Here is a 24,866-nt window from a genome sequence, read left to right as displayed (position 1 = left end):
CGTGAGATAATGAAAAAAATAATCTTTCTTTCTGTTGCTTGCGTTGCCTTGTTCGGGCTTGCCGGTTGTGGTTCCAGCGCTAATCTTTCAGAGCTAGATGCTCGTCTTCAGGAAATAAAGGCAAGGCCGCGAGGGCGGGTTGAGCCTCCGCCTGAGTTCAAGCCTATTGCTTCCTATGCTTATGCTGCTCACAAACTGCGATCTCCATTCAGTCCGCCACAGGACCAGGAATTGCTGGTGGTGCCTGATGGCCGCAAGGTGGAGCCGGATATGGGCCGCCCGAAAGAATATCTGGAGCGTTTCTCGCTGGATGCGCTGAAAATGGTGGGCACCATTACCAAGCCAGGTCAGCCGCTTCAGGCTTTGGTTGCCGATCCTTCAGGGGCGGTGACACGTGTTAAACCAGGCAGTTATATGGGGAAAAACTTTGGTTTGGTCAAGCAGGTTAACGAAACCAAAGTGAGTCTGATTGAAATCGTACCGGATGGTCGGGATGGCTGGGTGGAACGCGCCAGTAACGTCTCGATTTCCGAATAACAGCCGCTGGGGATCCAGTTATGAAATGTGCAAGATCGACAATAAAAAATAGCGCTTCCCGGCGTCTGGCGGGGCTGGTTTCTGTAGGAGTGTTGTCTGCCCTCTCTATGGTTGCGGGCGCAGATACACTGAAATACATCGAAGCTAATGCTTTATCCGGTGATGGCATGGAAGTTCGCCTGAAGTTTGAAGGTGGTGTGCCGGAAGTGAAGGGATACAGTATCGAACAGCCTGCTCGTATTGCATTGGACCTTGTCGGTGCGGATTCGGATATTGCGGGAAAGCGGCAAAACCTTGGTTCTGGTAACGCTCGTAGTGTCACCATTGTTGAAGCAAAAGACAGGACGCGGCTGATTTTTAATTTGGAATCGCTGACTGGCTATTCAACCCGTACCGAGGGTGATGATCTGATTGTTCTGTTGGGTAATGATCAAGTTGATAAGCAGAAACAGGCTTCACAGGGAAATGATTACAATGGCGAGGCCGCTGTAACGGGGGTCGATTTTCGGCGTGGAGAAAGTGGCGAAGGACGCGTCATTATCAAATTGTCTGAACCATCCATTCCTGTAGATGTGAAAGAAGAGAGCGGCAAAATCGTGGCTCGATTTGTGGGTGCAGGAGTGCCTAACGAGCTGGTGCGTAAACTGGATGTGACCGATTTTGCAACGCCAGTCAAAATGGTGGAAACGCAGTCTGCAGATGGCAGCACCATGGTTGTTATTGAGCCGACCGGGGTATGGGAATATATGGCATACCAGGCGGACACCGAGTTCAGTATTAACATTAAGCCGGTTAGTAAAGCAGAAGTGGCAAGAAAGAAGAAAAATGCGTTCCAGTATACGGGGGAAAAACTTTCCTTGAATTTCCAGGATATTGAGGTGCGCTCCGTTCTTCAATTAATTGCGGATTTCACGGGGCTTAACCTGGTTGCCTCTGACACAGTAGACGGTCGAATTACGCTGCGTTTGCAGAATGTGCCATGGGATCAGGCGCTGGAATTGATTCTGAAAACCAAGGGGTTGGATAAACGTCAGGTGGGCAATGTTCTGCTGGTTGCGCCAGCGGATGAAATTGCAGCCCGTGAGCAGTTAGAGCTGGAAAGCCAGAAAAAAATTGAGGCACTGGCTCCTCTGCGAACCGAATATATCAATATCAATTATGCTAATGCGTCGGAGTTGAAAGAGCTGATCTCCAACGCTGGCGGTAAGGGCGAAGCGCTAGTCTCCGGGCGTGGCTCTGTGGTTGTAGATCAGCGTACGAATACACTCATTGTTCAGGATACCCAGGCCAAATTGCAGGAAATACGTGAGCTAATCGATCAGCTTGATATTCCTGTTCAGCAAGTGCTCATCGAGGCTCGGGTCGTGGTGGCGACCAATGATGTGACCGACGAGTTTGGTGTGCGTTGGGGGGGGCTGGGTTTTGATACGGAGAGTATGCTTGAGGATGGTCGTACCTTCGGTGTTTCGGGTCGTTTGCAATCTCTAAGGAACCTCCATCAGACTAATATTGATGCAACTATCGCTTATCCCGACACTGTTGGCGGGCACCCTGGCGATGTGGAATTTGGGCCGGATGATTTTCAGTTTCAAGAGGCTGAAAACGATGATGATCTCATTGTTGATCTAGGCGTGGATTCTGCCAGTGCATCCCGGTTTGCAGTAGGCTTTACCTCTCTTGCCTCTGGTTTGATTGAGCTCGAGTTGTCCGCATTGGAAGCGGAAGGGCACGGTGAATTGGTGGCAACACCGAAGGTTTTGACCGCGGATCAGCAGCCCGCAGTGATCGCTTCCGGTCAGCAAGTGCCTTTCGAAATAGCGACCTCCTCTGGTGCGACCTCCATCGATTTTGTGGAAGCAGAGCTGCGACTGGAAGTGACTCCGCATATCACCCCAGATGGCAATATCATCATGATGCTGAAAGTGAACAATGACTCCTTTAGTTCAGACGGTTCTGCAGCGATTAATACCAATCGGGTGGAAACGTCTGTGCTGGTTAACGATGGCGAGACAGTGGTGCTTGGTGGTATCTTCCAGCAAGAGAAGATCAATTCTGTGACTAAGACACCTTTTCTGGGTGACTTGCCATGGATTGGTGCCCTGTTTAGGAAGACTGTCAATCGTGATAACAAGCAAGAATTGCTGATCTTTATTACGCCACGGTTGATGAAGGATGCTTTGGCTAATCGGTGATCAAAACTAATTCTATTGTTCCTTTAATTCTTGTCGGGCCTATGGGTGCGGGGAAAAGCACCTTGGGCAGGCATCTTGCTCAGGTGTTGGACCGCCCGTTTTTCGACTCTGATCGTGTAATCGAGGAGAAAACTGGCGCGGATATTCCCTGGATCTTCGATATGGAAGGTGAGGAGGGGTTTCGGCGGCGGGAACAAGATGTGATTGACGAGCTAACCCGGGAGCCTGGCATCGTGCTGGCTACCGGCGGCGGGGTGGTGGTTACCCCGGAGAATCGAGCCTTTCTTCATGAGCGCGGCTGTGTCGTCTACCTGTGGACACCGGTAGAGGTTCAGCTGGCCCGGACTCGCAATGACAAAGGGCGCCCACTGCTGCAAACGGCAGATCCCAAGGCGCGGCTGGATGCCTTGTTCGCCGAGCGTGATCCGCTCTATCGGCAGGTGGCTCATCATGTGGTCTCGACGGCATCAGGAAACCTGAAAAAAGTCGCGGATGACGTGCTCGCTTGTTTGGACTCTCAGCCACAAGGATAATGCAGGCAACTGTCGGGCTGGTGCTTGGCCTATTTTGCTGAATTATCATTGGGAGCTGTAATGCGCACACTTCAGGTGGCCTTGGCCGAGCGGAGTTACCCTATCCATATTGGGGCCGGCTTGCTGTCGTCTTTTCCCTTAGCTGAGCAGGTTCGTGGCAACCAGGTGATGATCATCACCAACGAAACTATTGCGCCGCTGTATCTAGCCTCACTGGAGGCGCACTTTTCTGCTATTCAGTGCGATACGCTCATTCTCCCCGATGGCGAAAAATTCAAAACCCTTGAAACTCTTGAAACCCTTTTTGATGCTTTGATGGCCAAGCGCCATTCGCGCACCACAACACTGGTGGCGTTGGGCGGCGGCGTTGTTGGCGATATGGTGGGTTTTGCGGCGGCCTGCTATCAGCGGGGGGTGGATTTCATCCAGGTGCCAACGACTCTGCTGGCCCAGGTGGATTCGTCCGTTGGCGGTAAGACCGCGGTCAACCATCCCCGTGGCAAGAACATGATTGGTGCCTTTCATCAGCCGCGCTTGGTTCTGATTGATACCGACGTGTTGAACTCGCTGCCAGAGCGGGAATTGGCTGCAGGTTATGCGGAAGTGGTTAAGTATGGTCTGATTCGTGACCCTAGTTTCTATCAGTGGCTGGAAACCAATAACGACAAGCTGTTGTCCAGAGATGAGGCGATCATTTCTGAGGCGATCTTCCGTAGCTGCGAGAACAAGGCTCAGGTCGTTGCGGATGATGAAACCGAACAGGGTAACCGTGCGTTGCTGAACCTGGGGCATACTTTTGGTCATGCCATTGAGACCGCCACCGGTTATAGCCAGTGGTTGCACGGTGAGGCGGTAGCGGTGGGCATGTTGATGGCCATTCGCATGTCCGCTGAGTTGGGCTGGGTGCCGGCAGAGCTGGAGTCAAAAGTGGCCACTTTGTTGTCTGCCTGGGGCTTGCCGGTGGCGGTTCCCGAAGGGATGACGCCGGAACAATTTATGGACCTAATGGCCTTGGATAAGAAGGTTCATAATGGCCAGTTGCGCCTTGTGTTGCTGCGTGAGCTGGGTAAGGCTGTGGTAACGGCGGATTATGACGGCGCGGCATTGCAAAAAACATTGGAGGCTTTTTGTGGAGCATGATGACGAGCGTTTCTATAGCGGTGCCTCGCGTGGGGACTTTCTGGATGCCATGACGGCCCACGCCGAGCAGGGCTCGGTGGTCGCTATAGAGGGCGACACCGGCAGTGGTGTTTCTATACTGCTCGGGCAGGCAGTGATGGCCTTAATTACTGACATGGAAGTGGTTCGCATTGATGGCAGTAAGCCCCATGATGCCTCTGTGGTGGTTGAGGCTTTGCTGCGACATTTCGATATTGACCGTGCTGACTTGCCCCAAGTGTTGCGCGAAACGCTGGCGACTGGCCGTTTGGTTGTGGTGGTAGATAATAGTGAGGACCTGAGAGCTGATGCGCTGACGACCATGGAGGCCCTAAAGCAAAAGCTGGGGGCACGATTGTGCTATTTGTTTGGCGGTCTGCCGGGTACGGTTGAGGCGCTCAAATCCGTGGGTTTTACCGTGGATGATATGTTGGATCTGCCTAAGCTGAATGCCGATGATGTGCAGGATTTTGCTTGGCTTGTAGCCGGTGTTGAACTGGATGACGAGGAGTCTGAGCAGTTAGCGCACCGTAGTGAAGGGTTGCCGGGGGCTTTGCTGGGATTGCTGCAGGGTACCAGAGGGAGTGTAGCAGCAGTGCCGGTGGGGGCGATGACGGCAGGGCGCAATAACGTAGATGAAACCGATGAGGCGGAAGGCGACATGAGTGATATGTCGGGTTTCTCCGCGCGCTCCAGCGACGATGAAGATGATGAAGAGCGGCTGTCGGCGGTGCCGACTCATGCGGCCGTCGTTTCGCATACCACGGCGCCTTGGCGCCATGGGGCGGCAGTGGTCGGTCTGTTGCTGGTGGTTATCATTCTGTGGTCAGTATTTGCCGGTGGTGAGGATGAGGTTGTAGCACCTGATTCTCGGAAATTAGCTTTGCCTGTACCGCAATCCGTGCCCGCTGAGCAGGTGGCTGAATCACAGGAGCGGAAGGTGACACCGCTGAAGCCGACCATGGAGCCGGTGGCTCGTCTTGAGGATCTAGGGGCCAAGAAGGAAGAGGGTGCGGATGGGACCAAAGAGGCACAAACCGACAATGTGCAGTTGGCTCCAGTGACCGATCCGGTGATGCAATCTTCGCCGGCCCAAGCTCAACGGCAGGTTGAAGTGGCGCCTACGCCAGCAAGGCCTGAAAAAACGGAGGTGGAAACGGTTTCATCAGCGCAGAGGGAAAAAACCTCAGGTTATAACCAGGCGTCTTGGTTGGCTGCGGTGGATGACGACAGCTGGTTCCTGCAGATTACAGCCACCAGCCAGGAGGCCAATGCTCGTGGGGTGTTGGACCAATTGGGCCGTAAGGGGGCCTATTATCCGGCCAAGCGGAATGATAAAACCGTGTTTGTGGTGCTCGCTGGCGACTATTCCAGTCGTCAGGCCGCTGTGGATGCAAAGTCGACGTTACCGGCGAAGTTACGCGCAGCGGGTCCCTTTCCTCGCAAGATGGCCGATATTCGCGGAGAACTTTGAGCAGAAAAAGCGCCTTGGGTGGCGGTTCAGTTTGTCGCCCAAGCGCGCAATGTGTAGAATGTGTATCCCTTTTTTGCCGTCACCATTTTCTTGACGCCATTTTCCTTCTGTAAGTCTCTGAATTTCAAGAGGATAGGTTTTCATGCAGCAGAACTCAACGCTGGTGCGGGGGCTCACTGAGCCCGGAGAATTCCGGGACAACTGTGGTTTTGGTCTGATTTCCCATATGGAAGGTCAGCCTAGCCACGAGCTTCTGCAAACTGCTATTGAAGCACTTACGTGCATGACACACCGGGGCGGCATCAATGCCGACGGAAAAACCGGTGATGGCTGCGGTCTGTTGCTTAAGAAACCCGATTCTTTCTTCCGCAAGGTCGCGGAAGAGCAATCCATTACGTTGCCAGACAACTACGGCGTGGGGATGGTTTTCACCCACCCGCAAGCGGATAAGTCTGAGCAGCAGAAGAGCGCTATTAATTCGGCGCTTGAAGCTCAGGGTGTTGCCGTGCTCGGCTGGCGTGAAGTGCCTACCGATCCGAGCTGTCTGGGTGACCTTGCGCGGGCGTCACTGCCCGGATTCTGGCAGGTCATGGTGGCTGCGGAGGGTAACTCTGAACAAGAGTTGAATCGTCGGCTGTTCTTTGCCCGTCGGCATGCAGAAAAAGCCATCGAAAGTGACGGTTATTTCTATATCTGCTCCCTGTCCGCATCGGTGATGTCTTACAAAGGTCTGATGATGCCGGTGGACCTGCCGGTGTTCTTTCCGGACCTAGGTGACAGTGCTATGGAAACGGCCATTGTCGTTTTCCATCAGCGTTTTTCTACCAATACGCTACCCCAGTGGCCCCTGGCCCAGCCATTTCGTTATTTGGCCCATAACGGTGAAATCAACACCGTACAGGGTAACCGTAACTGGGCACTGGCACGGGAAAGCAAGTTTCAAAATGAACTGCTGCCGGGCCTGGAAGAGCTAAGCCCGCTGGTCAACCGTACGGGTTCGGATTCCTCCAGCATGGATAATATGCTGGAGATTTTGCTGGCCGGCGGCATGGACTTGTTCCGCGCCGTACGCATGATGATCCCGCCTGCCTGGCAGAACGTGGACACCATGGATGCGGATCTGCGCGCTTTCTACGAATATAACTCCATGCACATGGAGCCGTGGGATGGCCCGGCAGGTTTGGTTATGACAGATGGCCGCTATGCCGTTTGTATGCTTGACCGTAACGGTTTGCGCCCGGCTCGCTGGGTAGTGACCAAAAACGGCTTTATCACCTTGGCTTCGGAAATCGGCGTGTACAGTTATAAGCCGGAAGACGTGGTGGCCAAGGGCCGTGTTGGGCCTGGTCAGATTCTCGCTATCGATACCGAAACCGGTGAAGTTCTGCACACTAAGGACATCGATAATCGCTTGAAAGTCCGCCACCCCTACCGTGACTGGCTGAAAAGTAATGCTCTGCGCATTGAAGCGGATTACGACCACGAAGTGGGTCGTACCGATGAGGTAGACCCGCAGGACCTGCTGAGCTACCAAAAGTTTTTCCAGATCAGCTTTGAAGAGCGTGATCAGGTGCTGCGTCCGCTGGCCGAGTCTGGCCAAGAAGCCACCGGTTCCATGGGTGACGATACGCCCATGGCGGTGTTGTCCCGCCGCGAGCGTTCTCTGTTCGACTACTTTCGCCAGCAATTTGCCCAGGTAACTAACCCGCCCATCGATCCGCTGCGTGAAGCGATTGTGATGAGTTTGGAAACCTGTGTCGGTGCCGAGCGCAATGTGTTCGAAGAAACCGCAGACCATGCCGACCGGGCGATTCTGTCTACCCCGGTGCTGTCGCATTCCAAGTTTACCAATCTGATTAACATTGAGCGTCCGGGTTACCAGACGGCCAAGTTGAGCCTGCATTATGATGCCGAAATTGGCCTCAAGCAGGCGGTGCTGAATCTGTGTGAGCAGGCGGCAAGCGCGGTCCGTGATGGCAACGCGATTTTGGTGCTGACTGACCATGGTATTTCCCAGGACAAGCTCACCATCCATGCCTCTATGGCCACTGGTGCGGTACACCACTCCCTGACCGAAAAAGGGCTGCGTTCCGACGCCAACATCATCGTTGAAACAGCGACAGTTCGTGATTCCCATCACTTTGCCGTGCTGTTTGGTTTCGGCGCCACCGCGGTGTATCCGTATTTGGCCTATGATGTGATCGCCGACATGGTGCGTTCCGGCGAACTGTTGGGCGACGCGGTAGAGCTGCAGAAGAATTTCCGCAAAGGCATCAACAAGGGCTTGATGAAGATCCTCTCCAAAATGGGGATTTCCACCATTACCTCTTACCGGGGCGCCCAGCTGTTCGAAGCCATCGGTATCGACAGTGAAGTGGTTGAGCTGTGTTTCCGTGGTGTCCCCAGCCGAATTCAAGGCGCGGGCTTCGAAGATTTCCAAGCCGATCAACAGAGCTTGGCCAAAGATGCCTGGAAGCAGCGTAAGCCCATTGATGCCGGTGGTATCCTCAAGTATATCCACGGTAAGGAATATCACGCCTTTAACCCGGACGTGATTTACGCTCTGCACCGTGCCACCCAAGATAGTGACTACAACGCCTACAAAGAGTATGCCGAGCTGGTCAATAAGCGCCCGGTGGCGACGCTGCGTGATTTGTTTGCGTTGCGTGATGATGTTGAGGCCATCGATGTGGATCAGGTGGAGCCGCTGGAAAATATCTTGCTGCGCTTTGATTCTGCGGGCATGTCTTTGGGCGCGTTGAGCCCAGAAGCCCACGAAGCCATTGCTACGGCAATGAACCGTCTGGGAGGCCGTTCTAACTCCGGTGAAGGTGGGGAAGATCCTGCTCGCTTTGGCACTGAGCGTGTGTCCAAGATCAAGCAAATTGCTTCCGGTCGCTTTGGTGTGACCCCACATTACTTGGTTAACGCTGAAGTGTTGCAGATCAAGGTGGCTCAGGGAGCCAAGCCCGGTGAAGGCGGCCAGCTGCCTGGCGGTAAGGTGAATGCCCTGATCGCGCGTCTGCGTCACTCTGTGCCCGGTGTGACCCTGATTTCACCGCCGCCGCACCATGACATCTACTCCATTGAGGATTTGTCCCAGCTGATTTTCGATCTCAAGCAGGTCAACCCGGATGCTCAGGTATCTGTGAAGCTGGTATCTGAGCCCGGTGTAGGTACCGTGGCGTCCGGGGTGGCGAAAGCCTACGCGGACCTGATCACCATCTCTGGTTACGACGGCGGTACGGCGGCTAGCCCGTTGACCTCCATCCGTTACGCGGGCTCTCCTTGGGAGCTGGGCTTGGCGGAAGCGCACCAGGCGCTGCGTGGTAACGATTTGCGTGACAAGATTCGCCTGCAAACAGATGGTGGCCTGAAGACGGGTTTGGACGTGATTAAAGCCGCCATTTTGGGTGCTGAGTCGTTCGGTTTTGGTACCGTGCCGATGATCGTGCTGGGTTGTAAGTACCTGCGTATTTGTCACCTGAACAACTGCGCTACCGGTGTTGCTACCCAGCGTGAAGATCTGCGTAAGGAGCATTTCATTGGTGCTCCAGAACTGCTGATTAACTACTTCAACTTTGTGGCCCAGGAAGTGCGTGAGCTGCTGGCCCTGCTGGGAGTGAAGAGCATTCCTGAGCTGATCGGCCGCACCGACCTGTTGAAAGTTCTGGAAGGTGAAACCGCGCGTCAGGGCAAGCTGGACTTAACCCCGATTCTGCGCAACGACTTGGTGCCGGCGGACAAGCCGACCCATTGCCAGGTGAGCCGAAACGAGCCGTTTGACAAGGCCGTGCTGAGCCAGAAGATGGTGGATGACATGGGCTCCGCCATCGAAAGTAAATCCGGCGGCTCGTTCCATTACGACATCACCAACTGTGATCGCTCCGTAGGGGCTCGGGTGTCCGGTGAGATTGCCAAAAAACATGGCAACCTGGGCATGGAAGATGCGCCGATCAAGGTGCGCTTTAGCGGTACTGCCGGGCAGAGCTTTGGTGTGTTTAATGCCGGTGGCCTGCACATGTACATTGAAGGTGATGCCAATGACTATGTGGGCAAAGGCATGGCCGGTGGTAAGTTGGTGATTCGCCCGCCCAATGGCAGCCCGTTCAAAAGTCAGGAAACCGCCATCATTGGTAATACCTGTCTCTATGGTGCTACCGGCGGTAAGCTTTACGCCGCAGGCACCGCAGGCGAGCGTTTCGGGGTGCGTAACTCCGGAGCCCATGCCGTTGTGGAAGGTGCTGGCGACCACTGCTGTGAATACATGACCGGTGGTTCCATCACCGTGTTGGGCCGCACTGGCCACAACTTTGGCGCGGGCATGACCGGCGGTTTTGCGTTCGTCCTGGACGAAGACAATGATTTCTTCGACCGCATCAACCCGGAGCTGATCGAATTGCATCGCATCAGTTCCGAAGCCACCGAGTCCCATCGCAGTCACCTGCGTGGCGTAATCGCAGATTACGTGGACGAGACCGGCAGTGAATGGGGCCAGTACATTCTGGACAACTTTGATGCCATGAGCCGCAAGTTCTGGTTGGTTAAGCCCAAGGCCGCAAGCCTGGAAAACCTGCTGCAGAGCACGCGCGCCAATCCGGCATAACGGGGGATACCATGGCTGAACGTTTAAGCAATAATTTCCAGTTTCTTGACGTGCCCCGGCACGATCCGAAGAAAAAGGATATTGACGACCGTAAGCACAAGTACGAGGAAATCTACTACCCATTTGAAACCCGGGAAGTAGAAAATCAGGCGCATCGCTGCCTGCATTGCGGTAACCCGTACTGTGAATGGAAGTGCCCGGTCCATAACTACATTCCTAACTGGTTGAAGCTGATCAGTGAAGGCAACCTGCTGGAAGCGGTGGAGTTGAGTCACCAGACCAACTCCCTGCCAGAAGTGTGTGGCCGGGTGTGTCCGCAGGACCGTCTGTGTGAAGGGGCCTGTACTCTAAATGATGGCTTTGGCGCGGTAACGATTGGTGCCACTGAGAAGTACATTACCGATACTGCGCTGGCTATGGGCTGGCGCCCGGATATGTCCAAGGTAGTGTGGACCGACAAGAAGGTCGCAGTGATTGGTGCTGGCCCTGCCGGTATCGGCTGTGCCGATGTGTTGGTGCGCAGTGGCGTGAAGCCGGTGGTATTCGATCGCTATGAGGAAATTGGCGGCCTGCTGACTTTTGGTATTCCCGAGTTCAAGTTAGAAAAGCCGGTCATGGCCAAACGCCGTGAAGTCTTTGAGGGCATGGGGGTGGAATTCCGTCTGGGCGTAGAGGTCGGTAAGGACATCACCATTGATGAACTGCTTGCCGACTACGATGCCGTCTTCATGGGCATGGGCACTTACACCTATATGAAAGGTGGTTTCCCGGGTGAAGAGTTGGACGGTGTGTATGAAGCTCTGCCGTTCCTGATCTCTAACGCTAACCGTAATTTGGGCTTTGAAAAAGACGAAGCGGACTTCATCAATATGCAGGGCAAGCGTGTGGTAGTGCTGGGTGGTGGTGATACCGCTATGGACTGTAATCGCACCTCAATCCGTCAGCAGGCGCAAAGCGTTAGCTGTGCCTACCGTCGAGATGAAGAAAACATGCCCGGTTCACGCAAGGAAGTGACCAACGCCAAAGAAGAAGGCGTGCAGTTCCTGTTCAACCGCCAACCCATTGAAGTGGTGGGTGAAGACGGCAAGGTGGTCGGCGTTAAGGTAGTGGAAACCAAGCTTGGCGAGCCAGACAACAATGGCCGCCGCCGCCCTGAGCCGATTCCGGGCAGTGAAGAAATTCTGCCGGCGGATGCGGTGATTGTGGCGTTCGGTTTCCGCCCGAGCCCAGCGGATTGGTTTGGTGAGAAAAGCATCAATACCGACGATTCCGGCCGCGTGGTCGCCGTGGAAGAACAGGCATTCCCGTTCCAGACGAGCAATGAGAAGATCTTTGCAGGTGGTGACATGGTGCGTGGCTCGGACTTGGTGGTGACTGCCATTTGGGAAGGCCGTGAAGCTGCCAAAGGGATTCTTGACTACTTGGATGTGTGAGTTGCGCAACAGGCAACATGCTGTACGCAACATAGGGCCTGCTTTTGCAGGCCCTTTTTCTATATGATGTTGAAGATTTTTATTTTCGCGCGTTGCGTGCAGCGTAGTGCGTGAAGTGTTTTCAAAGGAACCCACATGACTTTCGCTCCCCTGCAAAATGATCGCTTTCTTCGTGCACTCAACCGCGAGACGGTGGATCGCACGCCTATCTGGATGATGCGCCAAGCGGGGCGTTACCTACCGGAATACCGGGCTGCTCGCGAGCATGCGGGTTCATTTATGGATCTGTGCAAGAATGCTGATCTGGCCTGTGAGGTGACGTTACAGCCATTGGAGCGTTACCCGTTGGACGCGGCTATTCTGTTCTCCGACATCCTGACTATTCCTGATGCTATGGGGCTGGGGCTGTATTTTGAGACGGGAGAGGGGCCCAAATTCAGAAAAGTGGTGCGAACCGAAGCGGATGTGGCCGCACTGCCGATACCGGATGCAGAATCCGATCTGGGCTACGTGATGAATGCGGTGAGTACTATTCGTGGTGCTCTTAATGGACGTGTGCCGCTGATCGGTTTTTCCGGGAGCCCCTGGACGCTGGCGACCTACATGGTAGAGGGCGGCTCCAGCAAAGATTTCCGTCACCTTAAAGCGATGGTGTACAGCCAGCCCGAGCTGGCTCATGCCATGCTCGACAAACTGGCTCAGTCCGTGACAGGTTACCTGAATGCACAGATCCGTCATGGAGCCCAGGCTGTGCAAATTTTTGATACTTGGGGCGGGGCGCTGTCGGCGGAAGCCTATAAAGAATTTTCCCTGCGTTATATGCAGCAAATCGTGGATGGCCTGATTCGTGATAATGAGGGTCGCAAGGTACCGGTGATCCTGTTCACTAAAAACGGTGGCCTGTGGCTGGAATCCATGGCTGCCACGGGCTGTGATGCTTTAGGGCTGGACTGGACGATTAATATCGGTGACGCGCGCCGTCGTGTGGGTGACAAGGTCGCCCTACAGGGAAATATGGATCCGGCAGTGCTGTATGCCTCGCCGCAGGCGATTCGGGCTGAAGTGAAACGTATCCTCGATGATTTTGGTGATCATCCTGGGCATATTTTTAATCTAGGGCACGGCATCACCCCGCAAGTGGATCCGGAGCACGCTAAGGTCTTTATTGAAGCTGTAGTGGAATTGAGTCAGAAATAACCGAGCTGCAAGCTACAACATTGGATAGGGAAAGCAGGGACGCTCCCTCCGATTTTTCTTTTTCATTGTGAACCTGTAACGGTATGCCTTGTGCTGGGTGGGCACCATGTGGTCGCCCACTCTTTCCCTCATTGTTGCGTGCCGCTTTTAGCGGCGGATCTTTCTTAGCTGATAGACGTTGTGGCTGATAGCAACCACTTCGCCATTGGCATCCTTCATTTCCACATCCCATTCAAAGTCGCATTGGCCCATTTCTTCGGTGGTGCTTTCGATGCGGCTGATTTCCTCTTCGCTGAGGGTTACTTCCACGGTGACATCAGTGGTGGCCGGGCGCCGGAAGCGAATCCACACGTCTTTGACAATGGGATAAAAGCGCTTGGTGTCGAATGAAGACAGATACAGGGTGCCGGCGGGCAATTCGGCAATGGTGTACAGTGCCCCAGCGTACATGATGCCAACGTGATTAAGGTTGGGTTTGAGAGGCATCAGCATCCTGCAGTAGCCGCGCTCCACTTCTAGCGTTTGTACTCCACAGCGCTCAACGAACGGAAAGCTTTTGTCGCTGGCGAGCTTGATGGCGTTTTGTTGTTTTTCGCTCAGGGCCATGCTGCTACCTCCTCCGTTACAGGTGATGCTAGCGAAGGCTTAGGGGCACCCCCAACGCGTTTGCTCACAAGGTTGATGCAAACGGTTAGGGCAAACGGTCAGGCGGAGCCTGGTTTTACACGAGAGCGTCGGTTTTGGCGGCGCAGATAAAATCGTTGCGGTGCAGTCCGTGGATTTTATGGGTCCACCAAGTGACCGTGACCTTGCCATATTCGGTGAGAATGGCGGGGTGGTGGCCTTCCTGCTCCGCCAGATCGCCGACCCGGTGGGTGAAATCCAGGGCCTGAACAAAGTTCTTGAAGGTAAAGTGCCGCTGCAGTTTCTCGATGCCGTCTTCTTCCACGAGCATCCAGCCTGGAACTTGCCGGTGTAGTTCTTGACGGTCTTGGTCGCTGATCAAAGGGGAATCGGCGTTGCAGGCTTCGCATTGTTGTGTTTTTAAGGTGGTCATGGCGATCAATCCAATTTGGCTAATGGATGACAGACTCCGTCATCAGAATTGTCAGTGATCCATTCGTTATTATCAATTTAGCTCTGCGCAGGTTCGCACAAACGCACCGGGTTACCATTAGTGCCATTGGGACTCATTTTTCTCAGCGAGCGATGAAGCTTTTCCATGTCTGTGTCATCACGCACTTCACCGGGAATTTCCATCCCGGCAGCAAGGTTCAGTAGTATCGCTTTCATCTTTTCGGGCATCAGCACGGGTTGACGATGCTGCAGTACATAGATTAACTCGCCCTGCTTGAATAGCAGGAAACCGTTGTAGTAGGCACCACTTTCTTCCTCGTCATCTTTTACTTTAGCGGCATCCGCATTGATGTCGATGATGGCAAACAGTGTTTTGCGATCCGCATCGTCGAGAAATTCCTGGTAGGAGGCTTCTGCGCCGGAAATCATCGGTGCTTTGGCGATAGCGTCACTCAGGTAACGGTTGAGACTCAAATTGAGCAGCGCCAGGTCCGAGTCCACGCGTGAAGGGTGATTGTTTACTTTCAGGTAATCCACGCGGAACAGACGGCCGCTGCCGTCCCAGAAGGTGGTGGCGCCGCCGTTACGATCACAGCGTTCATCTAGCACTACTTCGCCACGGAACGTGCTGACGCCAAGGTCAAGAATATAAGCGCCGGCCGGTGAAAAGTAGTAATCACCTTGGCGTTCATCATGTTGGCTCTGGCAGGCAACAAGCAACAAGGCTAGCGCGGCAGTTTTAATTATTTTCATTGTCTACTCCCGAGCATAAAAAACATATGGATCATAGCACACCGGCTGCATAGTGCGGCGATTAGCTTCTTGCCAAAGGAAGAGGTTGTTTCATGGTTATTACTGTATTCCTCAGCCCATGTTGCGGCGGTTGAAAACAGGATCAGCAAAGAATCTGGGCACCAATCATCATCACAGCAGACGTTCATTTTTGCGCTGTTGGCGGCTGATTTAAGTGCACGCGGGTTTCTGCATAGAGGCTGATGTTGTGGCGCAGGTTGTGACGAAGGAGGGAGGCGTGTGGTTCGGGGCGGAGGTATGGGATGTGGGCGATTCCCCCTCGCACCTAGCGCGATGGGGAATCGTTCACATGGATGGAGCGAGCGCGGTTTATACGCGGCCGAGCAAGTCCCGAGCGATGGCGATAATTTGCATCTCATCGGTGCCGGCATAGATCTGTAGAATTTTGGCATCACGCATTAATTGTTCTACTCGAGATTCGCGCATGTAGCCGTAGCCGCCATGGATCTGTACCGCTTCGGTGGCCACTTCCATGGCGGCCTGGGCAGCGTAGAGTTTCATGGCAGAGGCTTCGGCCAATGTCATCTGCGCACCTTCGGCGGTCATTTCAATATAGCGGAAAATCATGTTTTGCAGGTTGGTGCGTGCCACTTCCATCTTGGCCAATTTCAACTGAATAAGTTGGTTCTGCCCGATGGCTCGGCCGAATTGAACTCGGTCGCTGGCATATTGGGTGCTTAGCTCAAGGGCACGTTCCACCATGCCTAAGGCCATGGCCGCGACGCCAGCCCTCTCTTGCATGAAGGTGCCTTTGGCGCCGCTGCGGCCATAACTGTCTTCATTGCCGCCCAGCAGGCGTTCCGGTCCAGCTTTTACATCGGTAAGGAATAGTTCGCCTGTGGGGGAGGAGCCGATGCCCATTTTCTTGAAGGGCTTGGATTGGGTCAGACCTTCCATGCCGCTATCGAGAATAAAAGATACGATCTTACGTTGGTCAGCAGGGACCCCTTCTTCATCCAGTTTGCAGATCAGGATGATGGTGTCCGCATAGGGGCCGTTGGTAATCCACGTTTTGCTACCGTTAATGATGTAGCCGCCGTTACCGTCGCGTTTAGCCAAGGTTTTCATTTGCCCAAAGGCATCGGAGCCGGCATTGGGCTCTGAAATGGCCCAGGCACCGACCTTTTCCAATGTGAGCAGAGGCAGAGCCCAGCGCTCTTTTTGCTCAGTGGTGCCCTTGCTCATGATGGCGCCACCACCTAACCCCATGGAAACCCCCATGGCGGTGACCAAGCCTTGGGCATGCTTGCACAGTTCAATAATGGGGATCATGCGCATGGCGGCTTCTTCGCCGGCCATGGCGGAAGGGCCTTCTTTTTTCTTTTTTTCTTCCCCGGCGTTACCGGCGGCGATGGCTTTCTCGCGGGCAATCTGTTTGTCGAACGATTGCTTGGCCATCACATCCATGCCGAAGGTTTTGATCATTTTGCGCAGGATGTCGTAAGGGGGAACGCCGTTGTATTCGATATCGTCCAGCTGCGGCACAATTTCTTTTTCTACAAAGTCGCGCACCATTTTCTGGATCATTTGCTGTTGTTCGGACCACTGGATCATCGGGCTGTCCTGTTGAGTGGAAATTCAATCAACTGTAACAAGCCCGATGACGGTGATGCATTGATCAAAAGAACGGAATGATTGACGCTGGATGTCAGGGGGCTGGTTGAGCTGTGATGCAGGGTTGCGGGTCGAACCGCACGTGCATGGTCAGGGCGTTCGCCCCCTCGCTGCTGGCGGCGGCTTCAATATCTTGAGGGCGTAGTCGGGGGTGGGTGCCGGCATAAAACTTCTGCGCCGCTTTGGCATTGAGGGTCCGTTCGCGGGCCGCTTGATAGGTAATGCCGTCTCCGCCTAGCAGATGGCGGATGTACTCGGCGCAGGCCACGTCTTCGTCGCCGGTGGGGTGCGAAGCGACCAGCACTACGGTGGGCGGATTCTGTTTACGTAAATAGTTGGCTGTCGCTTCCGCGTTGACTAGCCCGGCTACCAACACTTCTAGGCTATCCCGGGCGCGCAGAGTGGCGGCAACGCCATTGGTGGTGCGCAATATCAGCTCTTTGCCTTGCAGTTCTGCCTGGTCGACTTCCCAAGGAGAGTTGCCGAAATCAAAGCCGGGGATGGGCAAGGCGTCCACCTCGCCGGCCAGCAGGGCTTCAGGTAGATGCTCGTCGCGTAGCGCAAAGGCTTGCTCGGCATTGGCCACTGGCCAAATGCAACGCAAGCCTTTGCGAAAGGCATGGTGGCTGGTGGTGAAAGCGCGAATCACGTCGATCACCACGGTAATGCCATGGATGTTGTGGGGTGGGTTATGCCCTTGGGCAATGTGGATGTCCATGTTCTTCCTTGCCAGGTTGAGGCATTGCGGATTCTGACGCTGTGAATGAATTCAGAACAACAGAGCCAATGCTCTAGGTGACGTTGTCGAAATGTAGCCTTCGGTGTCCAGGTATTGCTCCATGGCAATGGTCAACATGAGCGGCTCACCCACGGTCGAGCGATCCATGGAAACACGCTTGCCTCTGCGAAGATGTCGATCGCCTAGCGATAAGTGAGGGTCTGAACGATCGCGTAGCAGGTCGTCTTAAGTACGATGCCTATGTTGCATTTGGATAATGCAGCTAAATCCCGCGTGTGCATAGACATTGGCGGCCAGCTCACCCTCCGCAGAGCAGAGATTTCTGTCGTCAGAGTCTCGGTGAACGCAGGGAGCGCATCGCTTGGTGCTTAGCTTTGCTTGCTTGAGCTTAGGCGCAACCAACGCGTAGTAAAGCCTGGGCAATTATTATTCTTGCTATTGTGAATCCTGCTGTAAATAGGTCGTTATTATGCATAAGAGTGATTATTGATCTTAGGGGCTGCTCCAGCAGCGGCTGTTAGGCTAATGATGGTGGCAGTGTGCGGGCCAGAGTCCATACCCGTACATCCTTGGCGCCCTGGTCGAGCAGGCATTGTGCTGCTGCCCTAGCGGAACTGCCCGTGGTCATCACATCGTCCACCAGAATCAGACGCAACCCGGTGACTGAGTGCTGACAGCGGAAAGCCTGTCGTAAATTGCGTTGTCGTTGGTGGCGGGTCAGCCCTTGCTGGCTGGGTGTATGGCGTTGGCGCACTAGTGCGGGCAGCACCGGGCGTTGCCAGCAGTCGCCCATCAGATTGGCGAGTCGTGCTCCCTGATCGAAGCCTCGGCGCCAGCGTCGTCGCCAGTGAACAGGGAGCGGACACAGGGCATCGGTATCCGGCCATGGCAGTGGCGTTTCCGCCAGCAGCGGCAGGATGGCCCGTTCCACGGTCAGGTCCCCCTTATGTTTGTAACGGGTGATCAGCGCATCCAGCGGAAAGCCGTATTGCAGTGGAGATTGGCTGGCGGAAAAGGCGGGTGGTTGGCGAATGCAGCGGCCACACAGAGGGGGGAGGGAGTCTGGAGAAGGGAGGGGTGTATCGCCATGAGGGAGCCCGCAACGACAGACCGGCCCGGTGACCCGTGCGAGCAGGCGAAGGCAGTCGGTACACAATGCCCCGCTTTCAGATTTGCCGCATAGCGGGCAGGGCGATGGGTTGATGCGATTAAAAAATGTACTGCAGTAAACTTTTGTTGCGGCTTTCAGGTTGACAGGCATTACAGGGCTCCTTAGCCTGCTGAGGTTAATCGAGGAGAATGAAGCATGCCGGCTATCGCCAGTTCCCCCCAATCGCGATCCACGGATATGGCTGTACGCCATGACTGGAAACGTAGTGAGATCGACGCTCTGTTTGCTCTGCCATTCAACGACTTGTTGTTCCAGGCAGCCGCTTTGCACCGGGCCCATTTCGATCCTAATGCCGTGCAGGTGAGCACCCTGTTGTCGATTAAGACCGGTGCTTGCCCGGAAGACTGCAAATACTGCTCCCAGTCTGGGCACTACAACACCGAGCTGGAAAAAGAAAAATTGTTGGAAGTTTCCAGAGTAGTGGAAGAGGCCCGTGCCGCTCGGCAAAACGGGGCGTCCCGTTTCTGCATGGGCGCCGCTTGGCGTAGCCCCCGTGACAAGGATATGCCCTACGTGCTGGATATGATCCGTCAGGTTAAAGACCTGGGCATGGAAACCTGCATGACCCTGGGTATGCTCAATGAAGGGCAGGCGGGAGCTCTCGCAGAGGCGGGCCTGGATTACTACAACCACAATCTGGATACCTCCCCGGAATACTACGGGCAGGTGATCACCACCCGGACTTATAACGATCGCCTTTCGACCTTAGCCAATGTGCGTGATGCGGGCATGAAAGTGTGCTGCGGTGGCATCGTAGGCATGGGCGAAGAGCGCAATGACCGGGTGGGTTTGTTGCAGCAGCTGGCGAATCTGCCGCACCATCCGGAATCGGTGCCGATCAATATGTTGGTTAAAATTGAAGGTACGCCGCTGGCGGATGTGGACGATCTGGACCCGTTTGAATTCGTGCGCACTGTAGCCGTGGCGCGAATTTTGATGCCGCAATCCTATGTGCGGTTGTCCGCCGGCCGTCAGGAAATGAACGATGAAGCCCAGGCCCTGTGCTTTATGGCCGGTGCCAATTCCATTTTTTATGGCGAACGCTTGCTGACTACCGATAACCCGGAAGCCAACCACGATCAGCGCTTGTTCAAGCGCTTGGGTATCCATCCATTGGACCCCCGTCACGAGGCGTCGGACGAGGCCCATGAAGAAGCCATCCAGGCTCAGGTTTCTGAGCAACAAGCCGAGGAGGCTGGGCTCTTCTACAATGCCATGGACAGCAAACGCACGGCCAAGCACGTGCTCGACAAGGACACCGGGCGCCCCACCGCTACCGAACACTGAGGTCTGCCCGTGGGCTTTGATCTGGCCACCGATCTGGCTGCACGCCGCCGCCAGCACCGTTACCGGCAAGCGCGTATCATGGATGGCCCCAGTGGCCGCCATGCGTTGCTGGGTGGGCGCCAGTATCTGAATTTCTGCAGCAATGATTATCTTGGTTTGGCCAATGACCCGGCTGTGGTGGCGGCCTTTCAACAAGGCGCTGCGGATTGGGGGGTGGGCAGTGGCGCCTCGCATTTAGTGTGTGGTCATCAACGTCCCCACCAACAGCTGGAGGAAGCGCTGGCGGCCCATACCGGTCGTCAGCGTGCCTTGTTGTTCTCCACCGGTTACATGGCCAACCTGGGCGTTATGACCGCCTTGCTGAGCAAGGGGGATGCGGTGTTCCAAGACCGTCTTAATCATGCCTCGCTGCTGGATGGCGGTTTACTCAGTGGTGCCCGTTTTCGACGGTTTCCCCATAATGATGGGCAGGCGCTGGCTAGCCAATTGGCCCGCAGTGAGGCGCGCCGGAAATTGGTGGTGGTCGACGGGGTGTTCAGTATGGATGGCGACGAGGCGCCACTGGTGGACTATGCCGAGGCCTGCGAAGGCCATGATGCCTGGTTGATGGTGGATGATGCCCACGGCATCGGCGTGCTGGACGCTCAGGGCCGTGGCAGTGTCTTCACTCAGGGCGTCAACGAACGGGTGCCGGTGCTGATGGGAACCCTAGGTAAAGGATTGGGTACGGCGGGTGCTTTTGTGGCCGGTAGCGATGAATTAATCGAAACATTGATCCAGTTCGCCCGCACTTTTATCTATACCACGGCCATGCCTGCCGCCGTGGCCAGCGCCACCCTGGTTAGCCTGAGAAAATCCCGAGAGGAGAATTGGCGTCGGGATACGTTGGCAGAGTTGATCGCCCGTTTCCGCCAGGGTGCCCGTGCGTTGGGCTACACCCTGATGCCATCGCAAACGCCTATCCAGCCTTTGCTGATTGGCAGTGATGTGGATGCCACGGCGCTCAGTGAGGCACTTCGCGAAAAAGGGTTTCTCATTACCGCGATCCGCCCGCCCACGGTGCGGGAAGGTGAAGCGCGCTTGCGAGTGACGTTATCTGCCGCCCATGAGGTTGAGGATGTGGATGCGTTGCTGGCGGCGCTGGCGCAATGCCAAACCCAAGACGTTTAAATCACAGACTTTTTACCACCGAGATCGTTGTTTCTTCTGTGGCAAAAAAAGGAAGATGAATGCCCAGGTTGATCCCTTTTCATAACACTTATCGGGCCACCGGTGTTGATGATGCCCAAGCCCAGGACATTGTTCTGATTCATGGCTGGGGCCTACATGCCATTGTCTTTGATGATATTGTGCCGGCCTTGCTAGCGCACTTTCGCGTCACCGTGGTGGATTTACCCGGCATGGGACAGAGCCCCTTGCCTAATGATGATTACAGCCTGGATTTTCTGGCCGAACAGGTGCTGGCGATTATGCCGCAGAAGGCCCATTTGCTGGGCTGGTCGTTGGGTGGGTTGGTGGCATTGGCCATGGCAGAGAAGGCGCCGGAGCGGGTGCAATCGGTGGTGACGGTGGCGACTTCCCCGCGATTTACCGCCGCAGACGATTGGGCTCCCGCCATGAAGCCGGAGATTCTGGCCAAGTTCGCCGAGATGTTTAATGAAGACAATGAAGGCACGCTGGTCCGTTTTCTGGCGCTCAATTGCAAGGGCAGTGCGGCCATGCGTGAGGATACTGCGCGTCTCAAACAGATTTTGTATTTCTGTGGTTTGCCGGCGCCGAGAGCCCTGCGCGGCGGGTTGAACATCCTGCGCGACAGCGACTTGCGTGAGTCATTAACTGCGTTGTCTATGCCGGTGCTGATGGTGTTCGGTGAACATGATCATATCGTGCCGGCGGCAGTCATGGCCGCGGTGGAGCCGTTGATTGGTAATGGCCGCACGGCCTTGATTGAGCAGGTGGCCCATGTACCCTTCCTGTCGACCCCGGACACCTTTACCCAGGCCGTGTATGACTTTTATCGCGACTATCAGTTGGTCCGCTGAGGCGCCCGTGGATACTCCCGTGGAGCGCTCAGGAAAGGCGGTAGTGAGCCAGCACTTTGGCCGAGCTGCGCGTAGTTATGATGAACACGCCGTGCTGCAGTTGGCGGTGGGGCGATCATTGGTGCAGCGCCTGCCAGAAGCGTTACCGATAAATCATGCGCTGGATTTGGGGTGTGCCACGGCGCCTTTTGCTCGCGCTCAGCAACAGGCGTTGCCGGATGTGCAGTGGCAGGCGGTTGATTTGTCTTCGGCCATGCTGGCCGAAGCGGCAGAGCGCGGACGGCTGGATGAGACCTACCAACCCCTGTGTGCTGACGCCGAAAACCTGCCCCTGTCGACAAACTCTCAGGGTCTGGTGTTCAGTTGTTTTGCCCTGCAATGGTGTGATCCGCAAGTGGTTATGGCAGAGATCAACCGGGTGTTGGCTCCGGGCGGACGTTTGCTGCTGGCGGTGCCGTTGGCAGGGTCTCTGGCCGAGTTGCAATCGAGCTGGCAGCGAGTGAATCATCGCCCCCATGTCAATGCGTTGCCGTCGTTGGCGGATTGGCGCAGTGCGGCTTTTCAGGCGGGTTTTGCGGATGCGCAGCTTCAGCAGCAGGTGATGGTGGAATACTATGATTCGGTGAAAGCCATCGCCCGTCGCTTGAAAGCCACCGGCGCGGATCATGTAAGCGGTGCCTCAGGCCTTACCGGTAAAAATGCCTGGCAGGCCATGGTGAAAGAATATGAGGCCCGGCGAACGCAGCAAGGCTTGCCGCTGACCTGGAACGTGCTGTTCCTGGAAGCGGAAAAGAGTTGAGCGAATAAGCCCCAGGTTTCAACGCGCGCCAGCCTCCGTTGTTTTTTCCAATTTTCTCCGCGCCAGAATCGTGACACGCGGGCCGCAAGTATTGGTGCCGTGCGACATCTTTCCCACGTTGCACCTTTACGCTTGTTGCTTGTCAGCAAACAAACCGCTCCGTCTTTCAGAGGTTAACCATGGAAAACCAGAAGCCCCCACTGCCCGCTCTCAAGGGTGTTTTTTTCGTCACCGGCACAGATACCGAAGTCGGTAAGACCTGGGTGAGCTGCCGCTTGCTGGAGCGAGCGCGGGAAGCCGGTTTAAGTTGTTACGGACTCAAGCCGGTGGCGGCCGGGTGTGAGGAAACGTCGGACGGTTGGCGTAATGAAGATGCCTTGCAGCTGATGGCGGCCAGCTCGGTGACGCTGCCTTACGAGATAGTAAATCCTGTGGCCTTTAAGGCGCCGGTCGCACCGCATATCGCAGCCCAGCAAGAGGGCAAAGATATCAGTCTTTCCCGGCTGGTGGGTTATGTGCGGGGCGCCTTGAGCGCCTACCCGGCGGACTTGATTTTGATTGAGGGTGCGGGCGGGTGGCGAGTGCCGCTGAACAGTCGAGAAATGTTGTCCGGGTTGGCCAAAGAGCTGGATGTGCCAGTGATTCAGGTTGTTGGCATGAAGCTGGGTTGTATCAATCATGCCTTGCTGACCGCCGATGCGATCGAAAAGGATGGTTTACGCTACGCCGGCACCATGGCGAACTGCTTTGGAGAAATGGCGGTGCAGGAAGAAAACCTGCTTACTCTACGCCAGCATTTACCCGGTGCCTTCGCGCTGGTTTGATCGGCAAAATCAGCGCATTTCCATTGCTCTTTCGCGCCATTGTCACCTTTAACGGGGGGTACAGGGGGGCACAACAGTGCAACGACCCAAGGCCCATCATTGGCCGATTGTGATGGCAGTCATCGCGCCTTACCTACTTATCCGCTGAGCCTGGGGGCGAGGAATGACACCTAGCTCCGACAGGGTATCCATTACCTGATTCACTGTAATGCGCTGCAGGCAGGGGTAGCTATCTCGAACGCAATTGCTGCGCTGACATTTAGCGGCGCAAGGCTGCCAGCGTAATACTCGAGCCTGGTCAGATAATGGGTGCCAAATGTGTTCATCCGTGGGGCCGAATAGGGCGACTACAGGAATGCCGCAGGCGGCAGCCAGGTGCATTGGACCGCTGTCATTGCCCACATAGCCCTGGCTGTGCTGAAGCAGCGAAATCAACTCCGACAGAGTGAGTTGATCGCACAGATCCAGCACCGGTTCGCAGAGAAAGGATTGTACCCTGGCGATTTGCATGCGGTCTTTGTGCCCTGCACCGATCAGGACCGGTGTAAGACCGGCGCGGCGTGCGCGCTGGCAGAGTGAAGCGAACTGCTCCGGGTGCCACATTTTGTAGGTTTTTGTGGCGCCGACATGGACCACTAAACATGTGTTTTCTGCCTGGCCGGATAGCAGGTTGCGCACAGCCGCGTCACTGCCGGGACAGTCCGCAAGCGGTAGGTAGCGGGCTGACGGCGCAGCAGGTTGGCTCAAGCTGGCGTAGCTGTGCCAACGGTGTCCTTGCCAATCCGGCTCCAGCGACAAGCTATAAAACCAGCGGCCATGACGGCGCGGTGGGCCGATCCGCGTTGCTGCCCCACAGAGACGGCTTAAGGTGGCGGATTTTTGTTCACCTTCGATGTCCACACTGATGTCGGCCTTAAAGCGTCGCATGGCCCGCACAAACGCAAGGTAGCGACGAATCCGTTTCCACAAAGACTGTGAGCGTGAGAGCGCTTGTTCCGGATAAAAAAGCAACCGCTGTTCTCCCGGCAGACTTTGTGCCACCAGCGCCTGATAGCGCTCATCTACCACCAGCAAAGCGTCTGTGTGAGCACAGAGCATGGCACGCAAATGGGGTAACGCAATCAGAAGATTACCTAGATGACTACACGGAAATAAAATCAGCAGGCGAGGCATGAAACAAATACTGTTATCAGCGGAAACGGTGTTTAGGCTAGGCGGCGGGGATGACGGTTAAATGACAGGCGACGAGCTGCGATCGATTGGATAGGGCAAAGTGGAATAGGCCCCGTGTTTACTTTTTCGGCTTGTTGTTTTGCGCTTTCAACAGGATCTCGCGGGCAGGGCGGTCACCGTGTGGTGCCGTTACTAAC

The 24,866-nt window shown here is 55.3% G+C and carries 20 protein-coding genes; 13 read left to right on the top strand and 7 right to left on the bottom strand.

All coding sequences use genetic code 11. The features are described from left to right. Positions 1-9 precede the first annotated feature (9 nt). The 8 genes from ABO_RS11470 to hemE all read left to right on the top strand — a co-directional run bounded on the left by ABO_RS11470 (position 10) and on the right by hemE (position 13,130). Entirely contained in the window at positions 10-537 is a 528-nt protein-coding gene (locus ABO_RS11470) for a pilus assembly protein PilP (RefSeq protein WP_011589510.1), read from the top strand. Between the two features lie 20 nt (positions 538-557). Beyond that, positions 558-2,729 carry a type IV pilus secretin PilQ gene (pilQ, locus tag ABO_RS11465; protein ID WP_011589509.1) on the top strand — a complete coding sequence of 724 codons (2,172 nt, stop codon included), beginning with the start codon at positions 558-560 and terminating at the stop codon, positions 2,727-2,729. After that, positions 2,726-3,262, top strand: a complete 537-nt coding sequence (aroK, locus tag ABO_RS11460; RefSeq protein ID WP_035459500.1) for a shikimate kinase AroK — start codon at positions 2,726-2,728, stop codon at positions 3,260-3,262. The genes pilQ and aroK overlap by 4 nt, the downstream gene beginning before the upstream one ends. 60 nt (positions 3,263-3,322) lie before the next feature. Continuing rightward, positions 3,323-4,402, top strand: coding sequence for a 3-dehydroquinate synthase (gene aroB, locus ABO_RS11455; protein WP_011589507.1), 1,080 nt, complete (start codon positions 3,323-3,325; stop codon positions 4,400-4,402). Then, complete coding sequence (locus ABO_RS11450) at positions 4,392-5,894, top strand: SPOR domain-containing protein (protein WP_144412646.1); 1,503 nt, start codon at positions 4,392-4,394, stop codon at positions 5,892-5,894. The genes aroB and ABO_RS11450 overlap by 11 nt, the downstream gene beginning before the upstream one ends. A 142-nt stretch (positions 5,895-6,036) precedes the next feature. Further along, a complete protein-coding gene (gene gltB, locus ABO_RS11445; RefSeq protein WP_011589505.1) occupies positions 6,037-10,500 on the top strand; it encodes a glutamate synthase large subunit in 4,464 nt (1,487 codons plus the stop codon). An 11-nt stretch (positions 10,501-10,511) separates the two neighbouring features. After that, complete coding sequence (locus ABO_RS11440) at positions 10,512-11,933, top strand: FAD-dependent oxidoreductase (protein ID WP_011589504.1); 1,422 nt, start codon at positions 10,512-10,514, stop codon at positions 11,931-11,933. 135 nt (positions 11,934-12,068) lie between these two features. Further along, positions 12,069-13,130, top strand: a complete 1,062-nt coding sequence (hemE, locus tag ABO_RS11435) for a uroporphyrinogen decarboxylase (RefSeq protein WP_011589503.1) — start codon at positions 12,069-12,071, stop codon at positions 13,128-13,130. 147 nt (positions 13,131-13,277) lie between these two features. Here hemE and ABO_RS11430 read toward each other — a convergent pair whose 3' ends face one another. The 6 genes from ABO_RS11430 to ABO_RS11405 form a co-directional block, all read right to left on the bottom strand. Continuing rightward, positions 13,278-13,736 (bottom strand): PaaI family thioesterase, encoded by a 459-nt coding sequence (locus ABO_RS11430; RefSeq protein WP_011589502.1) that lies wholly within the window; start codon positions 13,734-13,736, stop codon positions 13,278-13,280. Between the two features lie 115 nt (positions 13,737-13,851). Then, complete coding sequence (locus tag ABO_RS11425; protein ID WP_041705059.1) at positions 13,852-14,187, bottom strand: 4a-hydroxytetrahydrobiopterin dehydratase; 336 nt, start codon at positions 14,185-14,187, stop codon at positions 13,852-13,854. Between the two features lie 77 nt (positions 14,188-14,264). Then, positions 14,265-14,960: a hypothetical protein gene (locus ABO_RS11420; RefSeq protein ID WP_011589500.1), complete on the bottom strand. Its 696-nt coding sequence runs from the start codon at positions 14,958-14,960 to the stop codon at positions 14,265-14,267. Positions 14,961-15,329: 369 nt separating this feature from the next. Then, on the bottom strand, positions 15,330-16,574 hold the full coding sequence (locus ABO_RS11415) for an acyl-CoA dehydrogenase family protein (protein ID WP_011589499.1): 1,245 nt from the start codon (positions 16,572-16,574) through the stop codon (positions 15,330-15,332). Positions 16,575-16,668: 94 nt separating this feature from the next. After that, positions 16,669-17,352 (bottom strand): 2-phosphosulfolactate phosphatase, encoded by a 684-nt coding sequence (locus ABO_RS11410; protein ID WP_011589498.1) that lies wholly within the window; start codon positions 17,350-17,352, stop codon positions 16,669-16,671. A 538-nt stretch (positions 17,353-17,890) separates the two neighbouring features. Further along, a complete protein-coding gene (locus ABO_RS11405; RefSeq protein ID WP_011589497.1) occupies positions 17,891-18,634 on the bottom strand; it encodes a ComF family protein in 744 nt (247 codons plus the stop codon). Between the two features lie 45 nt (positions 18,635-18,679). On the opposite strand from ABO_RS11405, the gene bioB reads away from it, so the two are divergent. The 5 genes from bioB (at position 18,680) to bioD (ending at position 23,496) form a co-directional block, all read left to right on the top strand. Further along, positions 18,680-19,831 carry a biotin synthase BioB gene (gene bioB, locus ABO_RS11400; RefSeq protein WP_011589496.1) on the top strand — a complete coding sequence of 384 codons (1,152 nt, stop codon included), beginning with the start codon at positions 18,680-18,682 and terminating at the stop codon, positions 19,829-19,831. A 9-nt stretch (positions 19,832-19,840) separates the two neighbouring features. Next, a complete protein-coding gene (gene bioF, locus ABO_RS11395; RefSeq protein WP_011589495.1) occupies positions 19,841-21,001 on the top strand; it encodes an 8-amino-7-oxononanoate synthase in 1,161 nt (386 codons plus the stop codon). A 59-nt stretch (positions 21,002-21,060) separates the two neighbouring features. Continuing rightward, positions 21,061-21,873 carry a pimeloyl-ACP methyl ester esterase BioH gene (gene bioH / locus ABO_RS11390; protein WP_011589494.1) on the top strand — a complete coding sequence of 271 codons (813 nt, stop codon included), beginning with the start codon at positions 21,061-21,063 and terminating at the stop codon, positions 21,871-21,873. 7 nt (positions 21,874-21,880) lie between these two features. Beyond that, positions 21,881-22,672, top strand: a complete 792-nt coding sequence (gene bioC / locus ABO_RS11385) for a malonyl-ACP O-methyltransferase BioC (RefSeq protein ID WP_231868087.1) — start codon at positions 21,881-21,883, stop codon at positions 22,670-22,672. A 179-nt stretch (positions 22,673-22,851) separates the two neighbouring features. Beyond that, complete coding sequence (gene bioD, locus ABO_RS11380; RefSeq protein ID WP_011589492.1) at positions 22,852-23,496, top strand: dethiobiotin synthase; 645 nt, start codon at positions 22,852-22,854, stop codon at positions 23,494-23,496. A gap of 129 nt (positions 23,497-23,625) precedes the next feature. Here bioD and ABO_RS11375 read toward each other — a convergent pair whose 3' ends face one another. Further along, positions 23,626-24,669: a glycosyltransferase family 9 protein gene (locus ABO_RS11375; protein ID WP_011589491.1), complete on the bottom strand. Its 1,044-nt coding sequence runs from the start codon at positions 24,667-24,669 to the stop codon at positions 23,626-23,628. Between the last annotated feature and the right edge of the window lie 197 nt (positions 24,670-24,866).

The sequence above is a fragment of the Alcanivorax borkumensis SK2 genome, from assembly GCF_000009365.1.
Classification (GTDB): Bacteria; Pseudomonadota; Gammaproteobacteria; order Pseudomonadales; family Alcanivoracaceae; genus Alcanivorax; species Alcanivorax borkumensis.
This window is presented reverse-complemented; position numbering and strand designations above follow the sequence as displayed.

Excerpts from the sequence above, each read along its gene's own strand:
- ABO_RS11470 (WP_011589510.1), top strand. The coding sequence starts at position 10 with ATGAAAAAAATAATCTTTCTTTCTGTTGCTTGCGTTGCCTTGTTCGGG.
- pilQ (WP_011589509.1), top strand. The coding sequence starts at position 558 with ATGAAATGTGCAAGATCGACAATAAAAAATAGCGCTTCCCGGCGTCTG.
- aroB (WP_011589507.1), top strand. The coding sequence starts at position 3,323 with ATGCGCACACTTCAGGTGGCCTTGGCCGAGCGGAGTTACCCTATCCAT.
- gltB (WP_011589505.1), top strand. The coding sequence starts at position 6,037 with ATGCAGCAGAACTCAACGCTGGTGCGGGGGCTCACTGAGCCCGGAGAA.
- ABO_RS11440 (WP_011589504.1), top strand. The coding sequence starts at position 10,512 with ATGGCTGAACGTTTAAGCAATAATTTCCAGTTTCTTGACGTGCCCCGG.
- hemE (WP_011589503.1), top strand. The coding sequence starts at position 12,069 with ATGACTTTCGCTCCCCTGCAAAATGATCGCTTTCTTCGTGCACTCAAC.
- ABO_RS11430 (WP_011589502.1), bottom strand. The coding sequence starts at position 13,736 with ATGGCCCTGAGCGAAAAACAACAAAACGCCATCAAGCTCGCCAGCGAC.
- ABO_RS11425 (WP_041705059.1), bottom strand. The coding sequence starts at position 14,187 with ATGACCACCTTAAAAACACAACAATGCGAAGCCTGCAACGCCGATTCC.
- ABO_RS11420 (WP_011589500.1), bottom strand. The coding sequence starts at position 14,960 with ATGAAAATAATTAAAACTGCCGCGCTAGCCTTGTTGCTTGTTGCCTGC.
- ABO_RS11415 (WP_011589499.1), bottom strand. The coding sequence starts at position 16,574 with ATGATCCAGTGGTCCGAACAACAGCAAATGATCCAGAAAATGGTGCGC.
- ABO_RS11410 (WP_011589498.1), bottom strand. The coding sequence starts at position 17,352 with ATGGACATCCACATTGCCCAAGGGCATAACCCACCCCACAACATCCAT.
- ABO_RS11405 (WP_011589497.1), bottom strand. The coding sequence starts at position 18,634 with ATGCCTGTCAACCTGAAAGCCGCAACAAAAGTTTACTGCAGTACATTT.
- bioB (WP_011589496.1), top strand. The coding sequence starts at position 18,680 with ATGCCGGCTATCGCCAGTTCCCCCCAATCGCGATCCACGGATATGGCT.
- bioH (WP_011589494.1), top strand. The coding sequence starts at position 21,061 with ATGCCCAGGTTGATCCCTTTTCATAACACTTATCGGGCCACCGGTGTT.
- bioD (WP_011589492.1), top strand. The coding sequence starts at position 22,852 with ATGGAAAACCAGAAGCCCCCACTGCCCGCTCTCAAGGGTGTTTTTTTC.
- ABO_RS11375 (WP_011589491.1), bottom strand. The coding sequence starts at position 24,669 with ATGCCTCGCCTGCTGATTTTATTTCCGTGTAGTCATCTAGGTAATCTT.